We start from the raw sequence: 22,699 nt of genomic DNA on the forward strand, positions 1-22,699 counted from the left end.
AATAGGAACAGCAATGATGAATAAAGGAGCAAACGATGCCTAATATTGAGCACAAACCAACGGAACGCGTTTTAAATATCTTGGAGCTGCTGGCGGCGAATCCATCCGGTCTCAGCATGTCGGATATTGCTAAGAATATTGATTCACCCAAGACGACCATCGCCCCTATTCTTCACACAATGGCCAGCAGGAATTTTATTGCATTTCATAAAAATACAAATTTGTATACGATTGGAATTGAGACCTATCTTTCAGGGATTACTTACTATGGTGAAAAGAGTGTCATGCAGTTTATAAAGACAGAGATGGAGTATGCAGTGAATGAGACAAATGAGATCTGCCAGTTCGGTATCCGCTCCGAGGACAGTGTTCTGTACATTGCAAAGGTGGATTCCAAAGAGGCGATCCGTCTTTCTTCCAGAGTCGGTAAACGATTCCCGCTTTATTGTACTGCGATTGGAAAAGCGTTGTTATACCGGGCCCCCTTTGAGAAAGTAAAAAGCCTTTATCCAAACGGTCTTCATCCACTCACGGAATATACGATCACAGACTTCGACCGTTTGTTTAAAGAGCTGGAAGAACTCAATGCCAGCAAATTTGCCTATGAGAAGAGGGAAACGAACACAGATATCTGCTGCTATGCCACCCCTATCTGCTGTGACCAGAAAACCATTGCCAGCGTGTCCATCAGCGTTCCAACTTACCGCGATACACCGGAAAAGGCCATGCAAATCAAGGGTGTTTTAAAGCGGATCGGAAACACCATTGAGCAGTACTTATTTGAGAACAATTTGGACGAGAATACATTCTGTGCTTATGACGGTATGTAATCAAAATGCAGGAGGCGAACATCACAAAAATCTCTTGGAAATGCAATTTAAGGCATTTTCCCAATAGGAAACTTATGTCCAAATTTAACCCTATAGGCAGAATTTAAGGCAAGAGAAAAGCCGTAGGATGCTAAAATCCTACGGCGAACTCAAAACACGAAGGGAGTGTTTCACAATGAAAATCATCATGACTTCATGCCAGGAGTTGCACTCCTGTTCTTTTTAAACTAAAGATCCAGTTGGATTATCATTTCAGACATTCTGCCCTATTCCCATTACTCCTTTTCAAATATCCAGCAGTCAGCATAGGCCCCATGATTGCACCATTTACTTCTCACTAAGACTTATTCCCATAATCCCTTCCTGCACTTCGTTGATCCTGTCATTGGCAATGATCGCTTTCCCCTTAACACCATCCAGACTATCGATCATCTCTCCATCCGGTACATTGGGGTAAGCTTCATGGGTGTACTTCAACACAGAATACTGAGTCTTGTTATCACCATAATAAGGAATAATTAAATCATGATAACCATTATCTAACTTATCACTGACAATAATTGGTTCATTTACTAACGTAAACTCCTGAGTAATGTGCAGTTTTCCACCATTTTCAGACAACAGCAATGCACTGCTTCCGCCGGTACCGCTGGTATAGGGACCCGTAACCATAACAAATATTTCATTTTTCCCATCATCATTCAAATCAATATAGTTATAGAAATAATGTGTTGTTTCATAATAATCCTCCGGTACCTCCATATCTTCAATGATCAGATCTCTCAGTTCTTTAAACGGCTTTGTCTCTGCTTTCATGCCTGAGATGCCTTCCGGCAGCTTCAGCATTGGTATTTCATCTGTTCCGGCCTTTACGTTATCAGCAACTGTAGATACATTGGAAACCGATGTTTCTTTTGAATCCGCTTTTTCAGAATATGTTCCTTCTGTCTCTGCCGGCTCTTTCTGGGTTGTTTCCTCTGATACGTTTGCAGTATTATTATCATTCTGCAGGTTTGATGTTTTATTCCCGCAAGCACTTATAGACAATGTCACAGCAAATGCAAGACTTCCTAATAGCAGCATTCTGTAATTTTTGTTCTTCATTTTTAAATCCTCCATTTGTTTTTTTATGTTATACTGTATTTTCACAAATGAATGTAACAAACTTGTATAATCTCTACGGATTTTTTAAATATTTTTCCCACTGCATTTTCAAAACATCATTTTCTTTTCCTATGGGCTGAATAGATAGCAGCTTACCGCTCTCTTCTTCCAACGTAATCTGATATTTGATATCATTTATTGTGAGGAAGCCTTTCCAAATCAGCATAGAACTTGACGGTGTCTCCGAGTCAATTAACAGGTAAGGGGTTATATCGATCTCATTTAACAGGGGACCATATAAACTGGCTTCTAATACAGGTATCTTGCACAGTTCCCGGAAACATTGTCTGCGCGCCTCATATAAACTATACCTGTCTCCTGTTTTTAGTTCGGTATGCTTTAGATCGGCATTGCCGTCAGTTAAGAGCTTCAATTTTTCTTCCAGGGTTAAGGCATTATTTTCTACTCTGTCCATTTTAAAAACGGTCATGTCCATCTCTTTTATCTCATGAAACAGCTTCCGGTCCTGATATTGAAAATAAAAATATGGAAAGATCAGGATTCCAAAAGCTAAGATACCTATCTTGGTTATATATAATACATAGTTAAACATCCTGTTCATCCACAAGTCCCTTCCATATCAATGTTACCGTAGTTCCTTTCCCAACTTCACTTTCAAACAGCATTTCGCCATTATGAATATTCATAATGTTGGAACAGATCGCTAACCCCAGGCCGGCTCCCCCCTCTGCTCTGGAACGGGATTTATCCACCCGGTAAAAAGCTTCCTGAATTTTAGATATTTCCTCTTTTGGCATTCCAATGCCGTTATCTCTTATGGAAATCCACACATTCCCGTTCTTACAGCCAGATTCTATGGTAATTTCGCCATTGATTCCAGCCGCTTTTCCCCCATTGTCCAATATATTTAATAATACATTTTTCATAAGTTCCATATCTGCTCTTATGGGAAAATCTGCTGAAGACTTTTTTACAGTAATATTCTTTTTGTCAAAGACCGGTTTCATCGCTTCCAATGCGTCTTCCAACAAATTCTGAACCCTGCTGACGGTATAATTGGGCATTGCGTTTTTTTCTATTAATAGCTGCATCATCCTGTTGGAAAGTGCTTCCAGCCTCTTTCCTTCTGAAATAATATAGTTTACCGCATATAGGAAATCTTCTTCTTCCATTTTGCTTCTCTTTATTAAGTCTGCATATCCTATCATAGCAGTAAGGGGCGTTCTGATCTCATGCGCCAGGCTTCCTGCCAACTCTTCCTGCTTTTTTGCTGTTTCCTTCAGCAACCGGATTTTTTCTTCCAATTGCTCTGCCATGCTATTAAAATCAGATGCCAGAATTCCGACTTCATCCTTTTCCTTATATTCCACTCTCTCAGTATAATCCCCTGATCTGACCTTTTTAACTGCATAAATCAATTTATGAATTGGATCTGTTAATTTTATAACATTCACTGCATTGATCAACGCACTTAAGGTTCCTACTACGATCACGGTTACAATAAAGATTCTTTGCTGCTCTGCTTTCTCCATAAAAATCTGTGTAAGGTCTTTATGAATCTCTATGATAACAGGTTTTTCCAACAGTTCTGTCAGAACCGACATTTGCAAAAAATATCTATTTTCATTCTTTGCTACACCGTATACAATCTTATAAGGAGATAATCCGTCTGCCTCTCTATTTAAAAATTCTGCATCATTGTTCTGAAAAAGCACCGTCCCGCTGTCATCCCTTATTCTATAAGATCCCTCTTGCCAATTGTCCTTCAAAATATCAATTGCTTCTTCAATGCTTTTCATCGGTTCCTTATACAACGTACTGCTGTCATTTGCAAGCACTGTTACCAATTCTCTATGAATGTTTTCAATATTTTCTTTTTCCCTTTCTACTTCCAACAAATATGTTTTGTGGAATGTCATTGACAGCAGTACAACCCCTTCTAATGTTAAAGAAAATAGAACCACCAGAAAGGTATTTGAAAATATTTTCCAGGAAAGCTTCATTTATTCCTCCAAACGGTATCCTATTTTAAACACGGATACCAATTGATCATATAAATCTAATTTTTTACGCAGCCTTTGTATATGCATATCCACTGTCCTGCTGTCTCCGGTATACTCCCCTTCCCATACCTTCTCATAGATCTGCTCTCTGAATAATGCCAGATTTTTATTGCTGATAAACAGCACCAACAATTTAAATTCTTTTTCCGTAAGAGTGATCTCCTTTTCATCCTTTGTGACCTTGTGAGATGATACATTCACAGAAATATCTTTATAAGTCAGGATCTCATCTGTTTTATAATACCGTCTAAGCACATTTTCGATCCGGACCTGCAGTTCCTCAATCTGAAAGGGTTTTGTCAAATAATCATCAGCCCCCAGCTTAAAGCCCTTTACTTTGTCCTGTACACTTCCTTTTGCAGTTAAAAAAATTACCGGGATCTCCATAGGGCGAATAAATTCCATTAATTCAAATCCATTGGCTTTGGGCAGCATAATATCCAGAAGAATCAAGGAATACTTTTTTTCTAAAATTTTATTTGCCGCTTCTTCCCCGTCATAAACCTGTTCACACTCATACCCCATGGCTCTCAAGCTTAGCTTGATGAAATCAGATATGGGCTTTTCATCTTCAACGATCAAAATATTATGCATTTTTATTTCCTCTCTATCCAGCTTCCCTTTTCCCAATTAACAGGACAGGTAGAAAAACTAATTCATGGTATCTGCCAACAGCCTTCTGCTTATTATTTCATATTGTTCCTCTTACTATATAAATAAACATATATATGTATCAATCTTGTAAAAATCAGTAAATAGCATAACCAAATAATAATACGTAATTTTATATAATACAACATAAAAAAGACCCCACATTGCTCATGCGAAGTCTATTTTATCACCGGACACTCTTTTCTGCTGCAAAATCACATTTTTTCATCAGGCCTGATTTTGAGCAATTGAACTTGCAATTCCCTTACGCCTGCACCACCATGCCACGCCCAAAGGTTCCAGTTCACAAAATTGTATCGCTTCATTGTACCATATGATAGCAAGCCCCACTGGTTTTCCCTCCTGATCAAAGGCAACTAAATCCAATGGAATAGCTATTCAGTATCAGCTTTTCAATCTGATTAAAATATTCATCGGAGTAATATGAAAACTTATATGCCAAATGTATCACCCTTCTTTATGTATGAATTGTTTGCCCAACCAATTGTTTGAATTATAGATGCTGAATAAACATAATGGTCTGTTACATTAATTTTCCATTGGCTCATTTCTTTACGAAACAAGCCACTCTTTTGCCTTTTCAAGATCATCTATACATGTCATCATAAACGAAATATCTGCATTTCTCTTTTTAATATAGCTTTTCATTTTTAAATTCAGTCCTACAAATACTACTTTGCGCAACGGCCTGTTTAACATGACAAAGCGGTCAACGATCAGTTCTAAAATGTCCCTATCAACCGTCGATTCATCAAGAACAACTGCAATAAAGGAACTGGCAGACGGTCTGCTGATTTGTATCAGGTCCTGCTCAAATTTCTGCTTTAACAATTCCTTTTCACCATAAAGGGAATCCAAATGCTCACACCAAATTTCTCCACCATTATAAAATAAGGAAAATGACTTTTTCTTCAAACCAGGCTCGTACCTCTCCATCAAATAATCTCCAATCAGATTTTTCGTTCCATACAAATAGAATCCGGCATGTCCGCATACTGCCCATAATTTGGTACAACTTTATATCCTGCCTTTTTGTACATACAGCAGGCTGCTTCTAACGGTTTTCCGGTCTCCAAAATGCACCAGCGGTATCCTTTGATTTTTGCCTTTGCCTCTAATCTCCGAACCAATTCTGCACCCAGCCCCATCTTTCGATGCGACGGTTCTACATATATTCGTTTTAATTCCGCATGATCTTCGTCATACATTTTAAAGGCACCACATGCAACTGGCTCTCCTTCCCGATATGCCACAATCACGTCATGAATACTATCTCTTTGATTATACTGTTCATACTGACCTCTCTGAAATTTTCCTCCAACAAGTTCATCGAGATCACTGTCCAATCTGCTGCAAAGCATTGAAAAATCCTGATCTTCTCCATCCGTATCTTTAAACTCCAATTCAGATAGATTCAGCAAGTCCGCTTTTGATTTTTTGCTGAATTTACCAATAACAGCACCATATGCTTCATCAATCATCTGAAACAGCATCTCTATATCCGAGAACTCATTCAAATTAACGGTATTCCAATATGGCTGCTGAAGCGGAGGGCAGTGATATCCCCGGATTACAATCTCCGGATAAAGCTGCCGATAAAGATTTGCTTTATCTGGCTCACATTTTAACGTTATTTTATAAAATTCTTCTTCCGGATTAAGCTGAGCAAATATTTTGCCCATAACCTTATAACAGATTGGATACTCTCCAAATGGTCTTGCCTCATATGCGCCTGGGTGATTCAAGCAGTATTTTTTTATTGCTTCGATTACTTTTGTATTATTCTCCATGCTTTGTCTCCTGAATTGATGTTAATCTACATGATTCATAATTCTTCTGTTTGATACAAATCCTTTCAACAGAACTGGTATTCTGTCAATTGAATCAGAAACAACTGTCACAATTCCACAAGTAACATTTCTGACAACAGTTTACCCATAAAATTACTTTTCTTCTTAATGTTTATATCTGTTATCGCAGGTTATTAATAATATGAGGTGACTTTTTTAGCGCAGTGTAAACATAATGGGAAGTTGCATTAACTTCTCCGTTTGCTCATTTCACGAAGCATCAATAGAAATCACAATATACTTTCCAATCAGATTTTTGCGAATTATAGAAGAAATAGAAATTTCCACTATCTACAATATTAAACAAGGCTTTTGCATCTGATGAGATTTGCATAACAAATTCATACCCATTATAAAAGTAATATCCAGATTGGCAAAAAGCAGGATAACCACCAACTTTGTGCTTGGCATATATTTCTTCGCATATATCATCAAAATAATCTATTCCTTCGGTTGTCTCTAATTGAAGTATTATATTTTCAATTTCTTCTGGAATTCCGCCACCATCCCAACAGGGATAATCATTTTCTATCAATTGAGGCATGAGTGGAAAAGGCTTTATAATATCAGTTTGATACTTGCATTGAACTAACTGTTCTAATGAACTATATGTACGAATACAAAACCAAGGACTCAAATCTTCTGATATAAAGTTATCCCAAACATCTTTTGACATAAATATTGTAACAAGCTCAATTCCAGCCAATTCTAACGGTAAAAAAGGCAAGTTTTTTAAGAAAATTGTTGCGATAGGAATCATGTTATTTTCTCGTTTATCTTTAGGAAAACTTTCACCTTCATACTGCCAACAAACACTGCCAATCCAACTTTCAAGTAATTCACCGGTTGGTCTTTTCCCCCCTGTTTCAAAAACAATAGCTTTTTTTGAAAGTTTTTCCTTTATTTCTTTTACGTTCATATCTGGCACACCTCTTACGTATTGTATAAATAAAATGTATTTCTTATTTTCTTGATAATGAATACTTATAAACATAATGGGAAGTTTGTTTCACTTCGCAATTGGAGACAACTATGAGGCAAATCAACCTACAAATTGGATTTGTAGCTGACTTATCTGAACATAGACTCTAAAAAAAGAATCTTTTTTTTGGCTGCATCCACCTTAACATGCATTCCATATGGAATTACACATCTTGGAGTTGCATGTCCAAAATTAACATTATATAGTATTGGCAGCTCCTTATTATCAATCACTTCAGAATAAACGGCTTTATATTCTTCATAATACATCTCATCTTGTGGTTTTCCAACAAGAATACCATTTACAACTTTCAATATTCCCCGTACTTTCAAGGCCAGTAATTCTTTTTTCAACATAGCTGGAGTTGGTTTTTCTTCACAGGTTTCAATAAATAGAATTTTACCTACCCATTCATCTAATGAAGGGAATAATCGATACTTTTCGCAAACCTCTTTTTCATCTTTATATCTGGTAGATGTAAGAATATCATATAGACTTTCCAAACATCCACCTAAAAGCCTTCCTTCAAATACACCTGCACCTTGTAACAGTTCGAAGCCCCTACTTTCTCTGCGGATAACCCGTTCTGTCCCTATTGCTTCTCTTGAAAAATCTGTTCTTTCTTCATACCATATTGGGCTAGATACAATTTCCTTGCATTCAACACCTTCAAAATACATTCTAAATGCGTTTTCTGTATAGGGAAGCATTTCATTTGCAATCTCTCCTAAATCACATATGAAATTAGGACCATAATAAGTCAATAACCCCATCTGATAAAACATGAGATGGTTGATTGTTGTATCAGAAAATCCTGTAAATAGCTTAGGATGTGCTTGAATGGCCTGAAGAAATTCTTTATCTTCTAATAAATATGGTAACAATTTGTAGGTATCATCTCCACCAATCGCACAGATAATCCCCTCTATTGAATCATCCATGAATGCCTGTTTTAAATCAGAAGCTCGTGCCTCTGGATGTTGCTTTAAATATTCAATTCCTTTTCGTGAGTTCGGCATAAATACCGGATCTAAACCATATCTTTTTAAGCGTTTTGCTCCTATCTCAATATTGTGGCTACAAAATTCTTCTCCTAACATTCCACTTGAAAGGCTAACAATCGCTACCCTATCACCTTTCTTTAATGCCTTAGCCTTTATCATCCTTTCATCCTTTCTGTATTACTGTGGATTACTTTCATCTTGCAATGTAATTAATGTAACTTTTAATTCTGATTTTTCACTTGCCAAAGACTGGAATACATGCTTGTTTTTTCTACATTGACTCTTCAAAGTAAATTCCGGTTTTGTTTGTTGCTTTTTATTGCCTTATAAATACAATGGGGAGTTGCATTAACTTCTCCGTTTGCTCATAATATACAGTCGATGATCATTCACGTCCAAAAATCATTTATATCCATAGATTATATATGCTCCGTTTTCCAATTCATAAGGAATATTATACTTTTTTAATATTTTGATGAACTCCAATTCCGCATCATGCCAAATTTTCTTTTTTACTAGTTGCCCTCCCTCCAAAGAAAAAAATTTCGGTCGCACAATTACCCATTCAAGTGATTTGTAATTAAGATTATTAAAGCTTTCATCATCGTAACTGCAAAACGAAGATGGGCCACTATCATGGATTAGATGCTGAACATATTCTTTGTTTATATATCCGTCTTCATCAAATAGCGTTTTATAGTCATAGGGCGGTTCAAATGGCATCTCTTCTAGCATGGCCGCTCTGAACTCGCTCCATTTCGTATCATTCATAAAACTTGTCAAGCCTCTGCGGACAATAATTTCTTGTATCGCTTCACGTTCAGTCTTTTTATTTTTGTATTTTCCTGACTGAATATCTCTCACGCAATGTTCCACAGCCTTTAGAATGTGCTCATTCGCTTTTGAGAAAAGCTGTGAATAAAAAGAAGTCCCATCTCGTCCAACCGTAAGATAATATGCTCCTGTATATTTATTTTCTCGGATTTTTAGGTAGATACCACTGTTCCACTGTACAGAAAGAAAATAGCTTTCATCATCATTCTTTTTCTTTACACCATCACCAAAATCCAATTCATCAAAATAATCTACGGTTAGTTTTGAGTGTGTGTCACCCACGTTAAATCACCTCGCTTGTTGCATAAATTATAAATAATTTGTATTTCTTTTATTCTTATAATGAACTGCTTAATAAATATAATTGGAAGTTGAAACTCTCTACATTTATGATTTATCCGTCTAAGATATAAATTCTGTTTTCTTATTTTACCAACTTTAAAGTTGTCTATCTAATTCACTTTTAAAATCACCTTAAAATCTACAAAACATTACTTTTTATCATAAATTGGTAGCTTAACAGAAAGTAACTCTGCCCTATTCCTTATTTGTTCTATCATATCCCTAGCTACTCTTTCAACTTCCTCGATTGTTGGTTTAGAATTCATGTCTTTATAGTTAGCGCGTCTATCCTTCCAAGGAGTTTTAAAATCTATAAAACATTGTAACGAATACTCAACCATATGATCATTTATCCATTCGTGTATCTTGGGAAACTCCCCTTTAGCCCTTAGATAATAGATATCTGGAAAATCGTTATCCCTATGATACTCACCCTTCCCAGAATTACTTTTCCACTTATTCTTCCATCCATTAAATCCCTTCGGTGCAGGCATTATATTTGCTATACTGTGTTGCATATCAGCCAATGTATCAAATGTTTTTTTATGATTAGGTGCAAATACCTGTTCTCCCTTTTCCAAACTCTCTAATATATCTGAGTCACATCTCGTTTCTTTTCCTCTATACGAAGCATCGTAAATTTTAATCACATTCCAACAATTAAAAATAGTATCTTGGCTTTCTGGAACACTGCCATACAATTGAACAGATATCCACCTCGTATCTTCGTATGTTAGTGCCGAATCTGGATGTCTTTGATTATTATTACATCTGTAACTAAGCAATCCTTTTACGCCATTCTCCACTATTTGAGGATTTTCAGGAACAAGCACATTTCTAACACACCTAAGTAAATCTTCTTTTTGATCAAAACGCATTTATCATCACCTTCTTATTCATTCACAAATTCAAAGTTACCTTTGTGATAGGCTTTATAAATATAACGGGAAGTTTGTCTGCTCTATAACTTGGAAGTTTTCTCTAATCCACCATACGTAATTTAAAAGTCACACATCAGCTCCCATTTAACTCCGAAGCTATCCTTTACAGTACCGATTATTACCATGTACGGTGGTCTTTCAAGTGGCTTTATTACCTCTCCGCCATCGCTAAGTACAGAAAAGGCCTTTTCAACCTCTTCTGCTGTATCAAACCCGATAATATGAATCACTTCCTTTGTAAGTTCCACTTCCGCTTCATCGGATAGATCATTCATCCTTACCTCTTGTTCACCAAACATAATCTCGGAATGATAAACTAATGATTCCTTTGCCGCATCATGTCCAGCAACCAACAAATTCAGATCTATTTGTTTCTTTTTTCCATATTCCCTTATGCTTCATAAATAATAATGGGAAGTTTGAATGGCTTCTGATTATGCTTATAACAGTGGGTTATAAATATTTATGTAATAACTCTTTAGGAATATGACAATAGTCATTAGAGCACCTATCTAATCTATCTTGATGTTCATCTGCACTTTTAACGTAATTCATAAGTGGCAGGACTTCCACTACAATTTTGTTCCTATCTGCTCTTTCTGTTATATAATTCTTGGCATCTTCCAAATGTCGAGGCACTTTACTATATACGCCTGTGCGGTATTTTTCCCCCACATCATTACCTTGTTTATTCATACTGTAAGGATCTATAATCTCAAAAAAATAATCCATTAGTTGAGAAACAGTTACAATTTCAGGGTCAAATTCTGTTTTTACACATTCAGCATAACCATCATACTCGCCTTCGAGAGTATTTGAATAACCATTTGCTCGTCCTGCTTGAGTATTAATAACACCTTTTAGTGTTTTGATAAATGCTTGTACACCCCATAGACAGCCACCTGCAAAATATATTGTTTCAACCATAGTATTCACCTATTTTCTTTTGTCAAATATAAATAATCTAGACTATAGCTTTTTACTCTGCACTGATACATCATAAATATAATGCGCATTTAAAGTTGTATGAGTAATCCGACAACATTATTAACTTAATGCGTTCTTTATTTCTCCAAAAACTCTGCTTACTTGTTCATCGTTTCCATTTAAGTTATCAAAATATAAAATACTTAAATTTTTGATAGCCCTTGTTATAGCCACATATAATAAATTTCTTGCTTCTTCGGTTTTTTCATCATTATTACCATTTGTTTCTGATTTTTCTGATATTACTTTAAGCAATCGGTCAAAATAGTAATTATCTCTTCCAAACTTAGAGTTCATAAATATAATTACATTGTCAAATTCTCTACCTTTGGTTCCATGATAAGTATGATAAACCACATTGCCATCACTTTTATCTATTAAGAATTTATACCATAAGTAAAAAAAATTCATATCGATTTCCAAAAATTTGTCAACTTCAAATTTGTATCTTGCAATTTCATCATCTGTGCTATTTTCTTCATTATCTGAAATATATAATTGATCTAATATAAAGGATTCAAATTCCTGAAAAGAGCTAATTTTTTCACCTATGATATATGCTACACATTTATCATAATTTCTATCACCACATTTATAGTTTTCAAAAAGATTTATGGTATAAGTTTTAAGGGTTTGTCCGGTTATATTAGTTAATTTTGATATCAGTTGTCTTAACATAGTTATATCAATTTCATCAACTTTTTTACCAAAAGGAATTACGTCTAATATCATAGTATCATCTAATATTATTTTGTGTTTGAAATCCAAAATACGAAATAGTAGATTTTGTACGATTCCTAGCTTGGTGGTATCCAAACTTAAAATATGATCCCTTAACATTTCATAACGCTTTCCTTGTTTATACCAGACGGAATCTTTAAAGAAATTATATATATTACCAAATCCACTAAACTCAGCAACACGTTCATTTGTTAGCTCAAAACAATGGAGCTTATTTTCTTTAGTTATATTCCATCGTTCTATATGTGCCTTAATAAAATGTTCTCGTTCCATCTCCAAATTGTAAAAACTCACACTTCCAGCCGGAAAGTCACTGTAAATCGTTTCTTGCAGAAGATCATCATTTCTGACGCTATTAGAAATAGCAATTATTTCGCTGGCAGATCGTCTATTAAATTCTTTTTTTATTCTTTCTAGTCCCGAATGATATTTGCTAAATGAGTCTCCGACACCTTTGTCGTAAATATTTTGTTTTTTATCACCGTAATAACCTATTATACATTTGTGATTTACAACTTTTGAATACGTCTCAATTCTAGATAATGTGTTGACCACTTTTGGGTCTGTATCCTGATACTCATCCACTAAAATATAAGGATACTGGTCAAAAATTATTTGCTTTAAAATGTTATTATTCTCTATAATTTTTTCGACATATTCCAACAAGGTTTCATGACTAATCAGCATTGCGGCAAGCCTATCATTATTAAACCTTGCATCATACTTTATCTTTTTGTACTTATCATCCTGCGCTTCAATTTTTTCGATGGATATATTATAACTACTCATTTTAAAAAGATTATCAATTATTTTTTTAAAATTACCTACATTCTTTAATATTAGTGGAAATGCCTCATTAATATCTAAGAACGCAGCTTTAAAGTCAGATGCACTGCCACCCTTATATTTATAATATGTTCCTTTTTTCTTAAGCAACATACTCGTTAACAACTCTTTTTCATGATCCAACAATTTAATATACTGTTCCGCCCATTTTTCATTATCTAAGTTGATTTGAATTAGTCCTACTTCTGCTTTGAGTTTATCTAAATGAATTTCAACAAGTTGCTTTTGATATGGGCTTATAATATCCCAAGCCCAATTATGAATCGTAGAAACTTCGATTAGATTTGTATTACCTAAACGTTCTTTAATTTCTTTGGCAGCAACATTCGTAAATGTAATACACAAAGCTTTTTGTTTATGAAGTTTTAGTTCTGTCCCATACCGAACTAAAATATGTTTTAAAGATTGTACAAGTGCATAGGTTTTTCCCGCCCCAGCTCCTGCATCAAAAACAAAACTCTTGTTAGCATCAATACATCTTACGATCTCTTTAAATACATTTTCCTCTTTTGTTCTATTCTCATCTAAAATATGCAAACTGTTATAATCCATTTACTTTTCCTCCAATTTTTCTTGCAAAAAATTGATTCCATCAGCTATGTAGTTTGGAAGTTCTGGGATTAAAGCATCGTTACTGCAAGTTAATATTTCATATAGCAAGGTGTTAGCAAAATCACTTTTATCGTTTGAGAGCTTACACTGGAATTTATAAGAGTTTTTTAATACTCCTCCATTTTCAATGATATCGCTATATATCTGTGGCTTTATTAGCTTTAATACTTTATGTAGCATTTCATTCTGATAATTTTTTAATATAAAGGCTTCTTCAAAGCTAGTTGGGTAGTAATTTTGAATAGGTTTTATCTGGCTTAACACCATCAGACTTTCATTAGTCACATATTCAGAAGCGATAATATCTTCAATTTTATTGCTACCATAAAAATGTACCAGTGTATTATTTGTAGTTGAGCGATCTTTTAGGTTGCTTTCGTCAATCTGTTGATAAATACGCGGCTTCTCTGGATGCGTCTTATCTTCTTCATTTCTCTCCCATTTCGCTCTTTTTATATCAATATCGGTGATAATTAGTGTAGGTATAGATAGTATGTTAATAAGACCTTCATATACTTTAGCATGAGCACCATCCACTAAGAAGACGGATATGTAGTGTTTATTAAGATTAGGATTTTGAGATATATAATATTGAAGCAGTGTATACTCGGTAATGCCCTCAACAAAAATTACAGCATCAGCAAAAAACATTTCCGAAACCTTAAACTTTATATGTTTCTTTAAGAACTTAAGATTGTCAAGCTCTTTTGTTTTACGTACTTTCGCTTCATCTGCCTCTCTTGCAGTCTGTTCTTCTTCTGTTTCTGCGACGTCTTTGTCTTTTGCGATCTGTAACTTATCGTCACTTTTCTTCTTGCTGGATATAAGTTTCTCTAAAACAATACCGTCATTCAAGCAAACCGCTGTTGCGCAATTTTTACTATTTGTGATATAAGCAATATTATCAAACTTTTCACCCATATAGATTTTACTATTTAAAACATGTGCCGAATGAGTTGTTATAATTATTTGACTATTTACATGTTTATTGCCCGATTCTAATAGTGATGAAATCATATCATTTATATTTTTTATAAATAGCTCTTGCATTTGTGGATGCATATAGGTTTCGGGCTCTTCAATTGCTATTATGTTAATTTGACTATTAAATGATGTAGTAGGATATTTTTCAATATATTTGATTATCTCTGCTACAATCATCATAAGGCTTGTATAGCCTAACCCAAATTGATTTTCAGGTATGCTGTTTTCCAACTCCATATATTCGTATGTTAGTACATTTTGGATGATTTTTTGGAAACTTAAATCTGATTTTAATAAAACTTTGCACTTATCTCCTGATAGCATTTGACCAATTGAATTATTTATATTTTGAGTATGATTCTCTGCAATATTCTTTGTCAGCGTTTCATTTATATCAATAATGCTATTGTCTAATTCATCAGCGATTTTTGTATCTACTACATTTTTATATCGATAATCAACAATCTTACTAAATGCATTTGATAAACAAGTATTATTTATAATTTTATTAGCAGATATTGAAGTAATTTCAATCAAATTATTCAGTGTGAATCCGGTTCTCTTTTCATCATTTGAATTATAATATGATATTTCAAAGTCGCTTTTATCGATCAAATCGAGAAATCTGTCAAATTGCTGTCCTTTGAAGTCTTTACTGATAAACGTTTTTAGTTCATCAATAAATATTTCAGTATTGCTAATTGTCCATTTAATATTTATATCTATTTCTGATTTTGATACATCTTCTATTGACATGAATGGTATTATATTTGTCAATATATCATCTGTGTTATTGTCCATTGACACGGTAATTTTAAAACTTATTATTGGAACTTTCATATGCTCAGTATCTTCTAAGTAATCAAGTGTATATAACTGTAATAGCTCTTTGAGATAATTAAAATTAAAATCCAAAGAGCTAAATCTTCCGCCTTTAATTAGCTTTTCTAAGCAAGATATAACGGTAGTTTTTCCACTATTATTTTTACCGATGATTAAAGTAGTTTTGGGTGCAATATCTATCTTGTTGTATTCATCTTTATCTTTACTATAATCACTAGCACAAACAAATTCTATTGTATTATTTGTCTCACGAAATTTCCTGAAATTATTCATTGATATGCTTTTAAGATACATTTTTCTTCCTCCAATACTCTACTTCATAATTTACCAAAATTGATATTCAAAACGCCAATTCGTCAACTTAGGACATTGCTTTACAAACTGCACATTATTGCTATAATATCTAAAACTAAATTATAAGTCTAAATATTCTACTGCTAATAATTATACATCAAATAGTTTTTATTTACCAGAATATGGAAACAAAAAGCAGATTTATAGTAAAAAAAACGTCCAAACTCTTAGCGGAACCTTTATTGAACAATTAACTGCAGTATACTTCCTTCGAATAACATAGATACAAAAAACCCACATTTCATTAGTGCAATATTAATTTAATTGTTTTGCCTTACTAAACTAAAAACAGCCTCCTAACATAGCTGGATACAAAAGCCATGTTGGAGACCATTTTTGTTTATTTATTATCAGAATCTTTTATTTCTTAGTTCTCCTGCATGATTCCATTTGCAGAAAAATAATAGGTTACTCCGTTAATGATCTGTGTTCCGGTGACAGCAAGCCCATTTTTGTAGTACAGATACTGACCGGAATCGTTTTTCGCCCAGCCTTGGGCGGTTTGGGGATCAATCGCCAGCTTAATATACCGTTCCAGAATAACAGCCGCCTGGGCACGGGTAATATCGCCTTTTGGATTAAAGCTGCCGTCCCTTTCTCCCATCATAACACCAGCCTTCTGCATGGCTATTACCGCAGCTTTTCCTTCGCTTCCCATGCTTTCATGATCCGTAAAGCTGAATTGAGAGCGGGTAACCGGCAGGGAAAAACCGGTGGCTCTGGCATAGTTCTGCATTACTGCAGCCATTTCCTCACGGGTAACTGCAGCATCCGGTGCAAACACATCAGCACCGGCTCCCTGGACGATTCCATTCTGATGTGCCCATTCCATATAAGGTGCCGCCTTATTGCCTGCCACATCAGTAAAGCTGCTGCCCGTATAGCTGCTTACATCAGCCTCTGCCAGCTTCCCAAGGGCGGCTGCCAGCGTTCCTCTGGTCAGAACAGCATCCGGTGCAAACCCGGAATCAGAGGCACTTTCCATCAATCCACGCCCAGCAATATAATCAATGGATTCCCTGGCCCAATGTTTTTCTGTATCCGCAAACGCCGGGGCGGAAGCCATGTATCCCACACCGTAGACGGAAAAATGATTTGTCACGAAGAGGATCTGCCTGTTATTTCCATCATATACCGAATTTGCAATCCGGCTGATCCTTCCGTTGCCATCCACATACACCCCGTACAAACGTCCCTCGGCCTCATTGTTTCCTGGTATGTAGGGAATCCCAATGACAGCAGCTCCCTCATTTAAACTTGTGACCGTCAGGGTTTCTCCGTCTTTTACGGAGCGAATGGTAATATCATAGCAGTTGCGGACACCGCTTATGTCAACCGGTTCCATTGCGATGGTAACATCAGCCCCGCTTTGCCTGCAGATTTCTTCCACCGCCTTCTTATTGAGTCCTATGGTCACAAGAGTCCCATTTAAATCAAGGCTTTGCACATTTGCGCTCACAAGACGTTCCAGTGTGTTCTTTGAAAATGCCGCAGTCAGGGATCTGGCGTCTTTCGGCAGAGCCATATTGATTGCTATGGAAATTCCGTTTGCTGTCTTTCCCTGCACTTTGGCATCCGATTGTGCCCTGGCGATTGCATCTGCAATGGTCTGATCCGAAACAGAGACACTGGCAGAACCATTCTCTCCCACATTCGCTGTCACTGCAACATCTGCCTTGACAGGCCGGTCTGTCAGATTGGCAGAGGATTTTGTTTGTGTGGTGGCAGAAGCGCTCTCATTGGAAGAATCGCGACTGGAAGCGCCACCGTCTGATGAGCCACTGCCGGAAGTATCCCCACCGGATGAACCACCATCCGATGAACCACCATCTGATGAACCTCCATCTGATGAACCTCCACCCGATGAACCTCCACCCGATGAACCTCCACCCGATGAACCTCCATCTGATGAACCACCGTCCCCGGAGCCGGCCGCTCTGTCTTTGAATACTACCCCGTCTTCATCTGAGGAATACTGAAAATCACGGAGAGTAATTTCAGAAGGAATTGCAGAGCCCAGTTCTTCTAACATGCTGCCTGCTCTTTTTATCATTTCTGCATCTGCTTTATTTGCGTTCAGAATTTCTGCAAATTCCGGACGTTTCAGATCGGACAAGCTTTTTCCTTCCAGACCAACTACTGTCCCTTTCCCGTAGTTGGTACCGGAAACAACAGTGCCAACCCCTTTGGCCGGAAGAATTTCCAGGGAACCGCTTATCTGCTTTGCTTCATTGTTATAATAAGCCCGTTCCACGTATCCAATTCCTGAAACTCTTCCCGAAAAGCCTCCGATATCTACGGTTGTATTCGCCGAAACCAGTTCAACGCTGGCATAATTATTGATTGCAATGCCGGCATTCATACCGGAAATTCCACCGATCTGGATCCTGGCTCCATTTCCTTTGCCCTTGATACTGCCTGAGGCATAGTTATTAATGATCAGAGCCCTGTTAGGAAGTGCACTTATACCTCCCGCATAAGCATAGCCATCCCTGCTTTCACAGTTAATTCCAACCTTTGCATAGCTGTTTGCTATGGTTCCTCTGTTGATGGCCCCGATCAGGCCTCCACTGTCGTTTTGCTTTGCAGTATAGCTGTTAATCGTTCCTTCTGCATAACAGAAATCAACGTACCCGCCGTCACCTGCATTTTCAATAGAATATCCTGACAGTATTCCTGCATAGGCAATGGAATCGCCCAAATACTTCTGGTAAATTGATGCATCTTCGATTCCAAGATTTTTAATCCTGGCCGCTTCCAGATTTGCAAAAAGTCCCACCGACTTGCAGTACATTTCCGGATTTTCCGAAGAACCCACTGTCATATGGCTTATTACCTTGTTGTTTCCATCAAAGGTTCCCCGGAAGCCATAAACTCCTGATCCCCCCGCTGGAATCCATTCAATTCCATCCAGAGAAATATTATTCCCAAGTTTCACATACTTCCCTTCATAATGCTCGTCTTCATTTAAAGAACCGGCGAACGCCATCAACTGCTCCGGTGTGTTTATGAGGTATGGATTCTCTTTTGTGCCATTTCCTGCTGCAAAAATGGAATCAGAAACATATCCGTATCCCGTAATATCCCGTATGGATGCCTTCTGTGCCGCAACTGCGATTGCACTTTTTAAAGCCTTCCCAAGGTCACTGTCACTGCCTGACTGGGAATAATTCTGAGTCGATATTACGGAGGCTATGATTTCAGGGGAAATGGAATCCAACTGGCTTCCTTCGCTGTGCTTCGTTATATGGATATCTGAAATACGCGCTTCCGCTACCGTCATTTTTACATAAATATATTCTCCGCCCGGCCCTTTGGCTCTTCCATAATAAGTGCCGTCGGCCACATCAAGAGCATCCGGTTCAAATACCGGAGTCATATCTTCATAAATCGTTGTTACCGTTTCTCCCACAGGCATAACAACGTCATTTTCCAACTGCCATTCTTTCAGCTTCATGAATCCAGGAAGACCCATGGCATTCTGATTTCCCACATTGGAACTTTCTCCGTTTACAAGATCCAGAGGAAAAGCATTGAAATTGCTGTTTAAAAGATCGGCAAATGCCTGACTCTTCATAAATGACAGCTCTTTTGCCTGGATTCCCACATGATAAGTCCCATCATAAGGCTCGCCTTCGTCATTTACCCCTGCACTCACCATAAAACCAACGCTGATCACCGGATTGTTTATGGTACCATTGCTGTTCTGGACCGCATCCGCGTTATAATAAGAGGTAAACTGTCTTGCAATGCCTGTGGCCCAGCCTGTAAAGGATCCCACATAGGTTGAAAAAGAAGCTGCCTTCATATCGCCAACGGCATAGCAATTTGCTACTTTACCTGCATTTACACCAATGAAGGAGGAAACCGCCGGCATCCCTTCGTTTCCATTTTCTCTGCTCGCCTTTCCGCCTGTATTGCCCAAAGCAAAGCAGTTTGCAACAACACTTCTGTTTGTCATACCTATGAATGCGCCGGATTCGGCAAGACCACCGATGGCCGTACAGAAAACTTCCGCATCCGTCCATGAATTAATGATTCCGCCTTTTATAGTCTGGCTCACCAGGCCGCCTGCCCAGGCATTTGCTTTGCTGTGAGTCGTTTCGCTGGAGACGTAGCCCCTGGCATAGCAGCCGTCAACATACGCTCTATCTGTAACACCGGCAAGAAGTCCTGCATAAATACTTGTATTTCTCCTGACAGAAATTACGGCATCTTCTATGCCCAAATTCTTAATGACCGCATTTTCACCTATAACGCCAAAAAATCCATAATAAGTCGTCATTTTGCTCAGGTTCTGACTGTCGCCAGACTCCTCTACATAAGGAGCTTCCACGGTACCTATGTGGATTCCTGTAATCTTGTGCCCCTTTCCGTCAAAGGTTCCTCTGAAATCATAATGTCCAAGTCCGATGGGAAGCCAGGTCTCGCTGGAAACATCAACATCTTCCTCAAGAGCTATATGAATGCCGGAATACGTCACATCATCTGATAAGGACTTTGCAAACGCCCTGAGCTGCTCTTCTGTTTTAAGGATATACGGATCTTCTTCGATTCCGCTTCCGCTTTCAAATATGCCGGTATCAATGCTGTCATCCACAAAGGCTTCCTCTGAGAGAAGGACTCTGCCGCTATAATCCCATGCATAAAGGATACCAACAGAATTAAGCCCATGCTTAAGGTCTCCCATGTTCGGGTTGTTCGCTGCTGAAATCCGTGTAATCCCGCCTGCTCTTTGTGATCTTGTTAAGCCGCGGTTTAATGTGTCTGCAAAATCCGGACTATTGAGTTCCGAATCCGATGAACTCACCACATTTTCTGCCACATATTTGGTAATCGCACTGGATGCTGTCATAAATGCATTTGGAATGCTGCTATTGAAATAACCATTAACAATTGCAGTATTGTTTGTAGCCATGCCGCTGATTCCGCCAATAAGAACTTTGCTTTGATCTGCGCTTTCAGCGGTGACATGGCAATTGCTGAAAACATTATACGCCGTACCGGACTGGGTTCCGAACACTCCACCTGCACCGCATATGGAGTTGGCATCTGTTTTGGCAGAAACGCTTCCAAAGGATGCCCCATTAATCAGAATGCATTTGTTTACAGACATTCCAATAAGGCCTCCTGCATAAGCACTGCCGCTTCCTGAAAATGCAGCAACCGTCACATCTGCATATACATTGGATACCACAGATTCCTGCCCCAATCTCCCTGCAATTCCGCCGGCATAACTGAGTCCTGTGGAATTGCCGGCTTCAACGGTTCCATATACCTGGCAATTATCAATAATGACCCCATTCTCCGTGCTCCCTGCTACAGCGCCTGCCTCAGCAGCCTCTGCATCCCGGGAAATATTCACATCTTCCAGTTTCATGTCAGAAACCTTAGCCCCTGCTGCCAGATAGCCAAAAAGACCGGCATATTTCACAGTGTTTTCCTGTATGCTCAATCCGCTGATTGTGTGACCTTTCCCGCTGAAGGATCCTGCAAAAGGCTCTTCTTTTGTTCCGGCAGGAGTCCATTCTCCGCTTAATTCCAGGTCATTGGAAAGTTCTATATACTTTCCCTGGTAATCATTGCCTTCATTTACTTTCTGGGCAAACCGTTCAAGCTGCAGACTTTCTGCAATGATATAAGGATTCCCTTTACTGCCATTTCCATCTTCAAACACCTGGCTGCCGCCTATTACAGCTTTTGATAAAGCATCATTTACCGCTTCTATGATCCCCTCGCTGCTGTATGTTGCGGAGCTAATGGCATCCACATCGGTTGAATTGGCATTTATAATTTTTTCAAAAATCAGTTTTGCCTGTTCCCATTTACTTAACGTCTCATTTTGAGAGATTTCCTGTATCTCTGTAATTTGATTGTCAGCAATCGTGACCTTTAACGTAATGGTACTTTTATATCCTTCGCCGCTTCCGGTATAAGTACCATCCTCATAGTCTCCCATCAGGCCTATGTTTCTTGCTTCAACAAAAGCCGGTACTGCATTCTCAAGCATTGGTTCCGTTTCTTTTATGCTCTCGTTTTCCGGCTTTTCTGCATCTTCTTTTGTCTCGCCGGATGCTGCTTCGGATTCTTTTACATCTTCTACAGTCTCCTCAACCGTTTCCCCGGCCCCTTCTGTCTCCTCTAGGCTCTCTTCCGTCTCCTCAGGATCTGTTTCCGTTTCCTCCAGGTTCTCATCTGTCTTTTCCCCAGGCTCTTCTGTGCTCTCTTCTTTGGTCTCCTGCGCCGCTTCATCTGTTTCTTCTATTACGGTTTCTTCTCCACCGGCATTATCCTGTGAGATCACTTCCTCTTCCGAACTGGCTTCTGGCGCAGCTTCCAATGATTTTTCTGATAAAATTTCTTCAGAAAAAGAAGCATTGTTGTTTAAACTCATGTTAATTCCATTGCCGTCTGCATATGCAGGCATAACGCAAGAACTTACCATGACGAAAACCAGCGCTGTGCTCAATCTCCTTTTAAATCTTTTCTTACCCCAAGAAAATTTCAATCCATTATCCTCCTTGTAATTGAATTAGCATTCTAAGTAAATACTTTAGTTAGTCCAAGCTAACCAAATTTTACCATTTCACCATATTTATGTCAATTTGGCTAATGAGAATATCTTGTCATTAAATTACTTATTGATAAATTTATAACAAAAGGAGAGTTCTGAAACCGTTTTTTTCAAG

General features: G+C 37.7%; 17 protein-coding genes. 1 reads left to right on the forward strand and 16 read right to left on the reverse strand.

Going from position 1 to position 22,699, the window contains the following annotated elements:
- Nucleotides 1-35: 35 nt before the first annotated feature.
- Entirely contained in the window at nucleotides 36-830 is a 795-nt protein-coding gene (locus ACYVD3_RS18175) for an IclR family transcriptional regulator (RefSeq protein WP_460643901.1), read from the forward strand.
- A 327-nt stretch (nucleotides 831-1,157) separates the two neighbouring features.
- On the opposite strand, the gene ACYVD3_RS18180 is transcribed toward ACYVD3_RS18175, so the two are convergent.
- The 16 genes from ACYVD3_RS18180 to ACYVD3_RS18255 all read right to left on the reverse strand — a co-directional run bounded on the left by ACYVD3_RS18180 (nucleotide 1,158) and on the right by ACYVD3_RS18255 (nucleotide 22,518).
- A complete protein-coding gene (locus ACYVD3_RS18180) occupies nucleotides 1,158-1,934 on the reverse strand; it encodes a hypothetical protein (RefSeq protein ID WP_460643902.1) in 777 nt (258 codons plus the stop codon).
- A 73-nt stretch (nucleotides 1,935-2,007) separates the two neighbouring features.
- On the reverse strand, nucleotides 2,008-2,547 hold the full coding sequence (locus ACYVD3_RS18185; protein ID WP_460643903.1) for a hypothetical protein: 540 nt from the start codon (nucleotides 2,545-2,547) through the stop codon (nucleotides 2,008-2,010).
- Nucleotides 2,540-3,958: a sensor histidine kinase gene (locus tag ACYVD3_RS18190; protein WP_460643904.1), complete on the reverse strand. Its 1,419-nt coding sequence runs from the start codon at nucleotides 3,956-3,958 to the stop codon at nucleotides 2,540-2,542. The genes ACYVD3_RS18185 and ACYVD3_RS18190 overlap by 8 nt, the downstream gene beginning before the upstream one ends.
- Nucleotides 3,959-4,612, reverse strand: coding sequence for a response regulator transcription factor (locus ACYVD3_RS18195; protein ID WP_460643905.1), 654 nt, complete (start codon nucleotides 4,610-4,612; stop codon nucleotides 3,959-3,961).
- A gap of 285 nt (nucleotides 4,613-4,897) precedes the next feature.
- Entirely contained in the window at nucleotides 4,898-5,020 is a 123-nt protein-coding gene (locus ACYVD3_RS18200) for a hypothetical protein (protein ID WP_460643906.1), read from the reverse strand.
- Nucleotides 5,021-5,242: 222 nt separating this feature from the next.
- Complete coding sequence (locus tag ACYVD3_RS18205) at nucleotides 5,243-5,626, reverse strand: hypothetical protein (protein WP_460643907.1); 384 nt, start codon at nucleotides 5,624-5,626, stop codon at nucleotides 5,243-5,245.
- A 14-nt stretch (nucleotides 5,627-5,640) separates the two neighbouring features.
- Entirely contained in the window at nucleotides 5,641-6,480 is an 840-nt protein-coding gene (locus tag ACYVD3_RS18210; RefSeq protein WP_460643908.1) for a GNAT family N-acetyltransferase, read from the reverse strand.
- 280 nt (nucleotides 6,481-6,760) lie between these two features.
- Nucleotides 6,761-7,459, reverse strand: a complete 699-nt coding sequence (locus ACYVD3_RS18215; protein WP_460643909.1) for a DUF1963 domain-containing protein — start codon at nucleotides 7,457-7,459, stop codon at nucleotides 6,761-6,763.
- A 152-nt stretch (nucleotides 7,460-7,611) separates the two neighbouring features.
- The gene (locus ACYVD3_RS18220) at nucleotides 7,612-8,685 is read right to left on the reverse strand and encodes a S66 family peptidase (protein ID WP_460643910.1); all 1,074 of its coding nucleotides are present in this window, start codon (nucleotides 8,683-8,685) and stop codon (nucleotides 7,612-7,614) included.
- A 243-nt stretch (nucleotides 8,686-8,928) separates the two neighbouring features.
- The gene (locus ACYVD3_RS18225) at nucleotides 8,929-9,642 is read right to left on the reverse strand and encodes a DUF6678 family protein (protein WP_460643911.1); all 714 of its coding nucleotides are present in this window, start codon (nucleotides 9,640-9,642) and stop codon (nucleotides 8,929-8,931) included.
- A gap of 209 nt (nucleotides 9,643-9,851) precedes the next feature.
- Nucleotides 9,852-10,580, reverse strand: a complete 729-nt coding sequence (locus ACYVD3_RS18230; RefSeq protein WP_460643912.1) for a hypothetical protein — start codon at nucleotides 10,578-10,580, stop codon at nucleotides 9,852-9,854.
- Nucleotides 10,581-10,702: 122 nt separating this feature from the next.
- The gene (locus ACYVD3_RS18235; RefSeq protein ID WP_460643913.1) at nucleotides 10,703-10,918 is read right to left on the reverse strand and encodes a VOC family protein; all 216 of its coding nucleotides are present in this window, start codon (nucleotides 10,916-10,918) and stop codon (nucleotides 10,703-10,705) included.
- A 178-nt stretch (nucleotides 10,919-11,096) separates the two neighbouring features.
- Entirely contained in the window at nucleotides 11,097-11,570 is a 474-nt protein-coding gene (locus ACYVD3_RS18240; protein ID WP_460643914.1) for a peptide-methionine (S)-S-oxide reductase, read from the reverse strand.
- A 120-nt stretch (nucleotides 11,571-11,690) separates the two neighbouring features.
- Nucleotides 11,691-13,769, reverse strand: coding sequence for a UvrD-helicase domain-containing protein (locus ACYVD3_RS18245; protein ID WP_460643915.1), 2,079 nt, complete (start codon nucleotides 13,767-13,769; stop codon nucleotides 11,691-11,693).
- Nucleotides 13,770-15,950 (reverse strand): ATP-dependent nuclease, encoded by a 2,181-nt coding sequence (locus ACYVD3_RS18250; protein ID WP_460643916.1) that lies wholly within the window; start codon nucleotides 15,948-15,950, stop codon nucleotides 13,770-13,772.
- Nucleotides 15,951-16,377: 427 nt separating this feature from the next.
- Nucleotides 16,378-22,518 carry an S-layer homology domain-containing protein gene (locus ACYVD3_RS18255; protein WP_460643917.1) on the reverse strand — a complete coding sequence of 2,047 codons (6,141 nt, stop codon included), beginning with the start codon at nucleotides 22,516-22,518 and terminating at the stop codon, nucleotides 16,378-16,380.
- Nucleotides 22,519-22,699: the final 181 nt, after the last annotated feature.

It is taken from the genome of Lacrimispora brassicae (genome assembly GCF_054772055.1).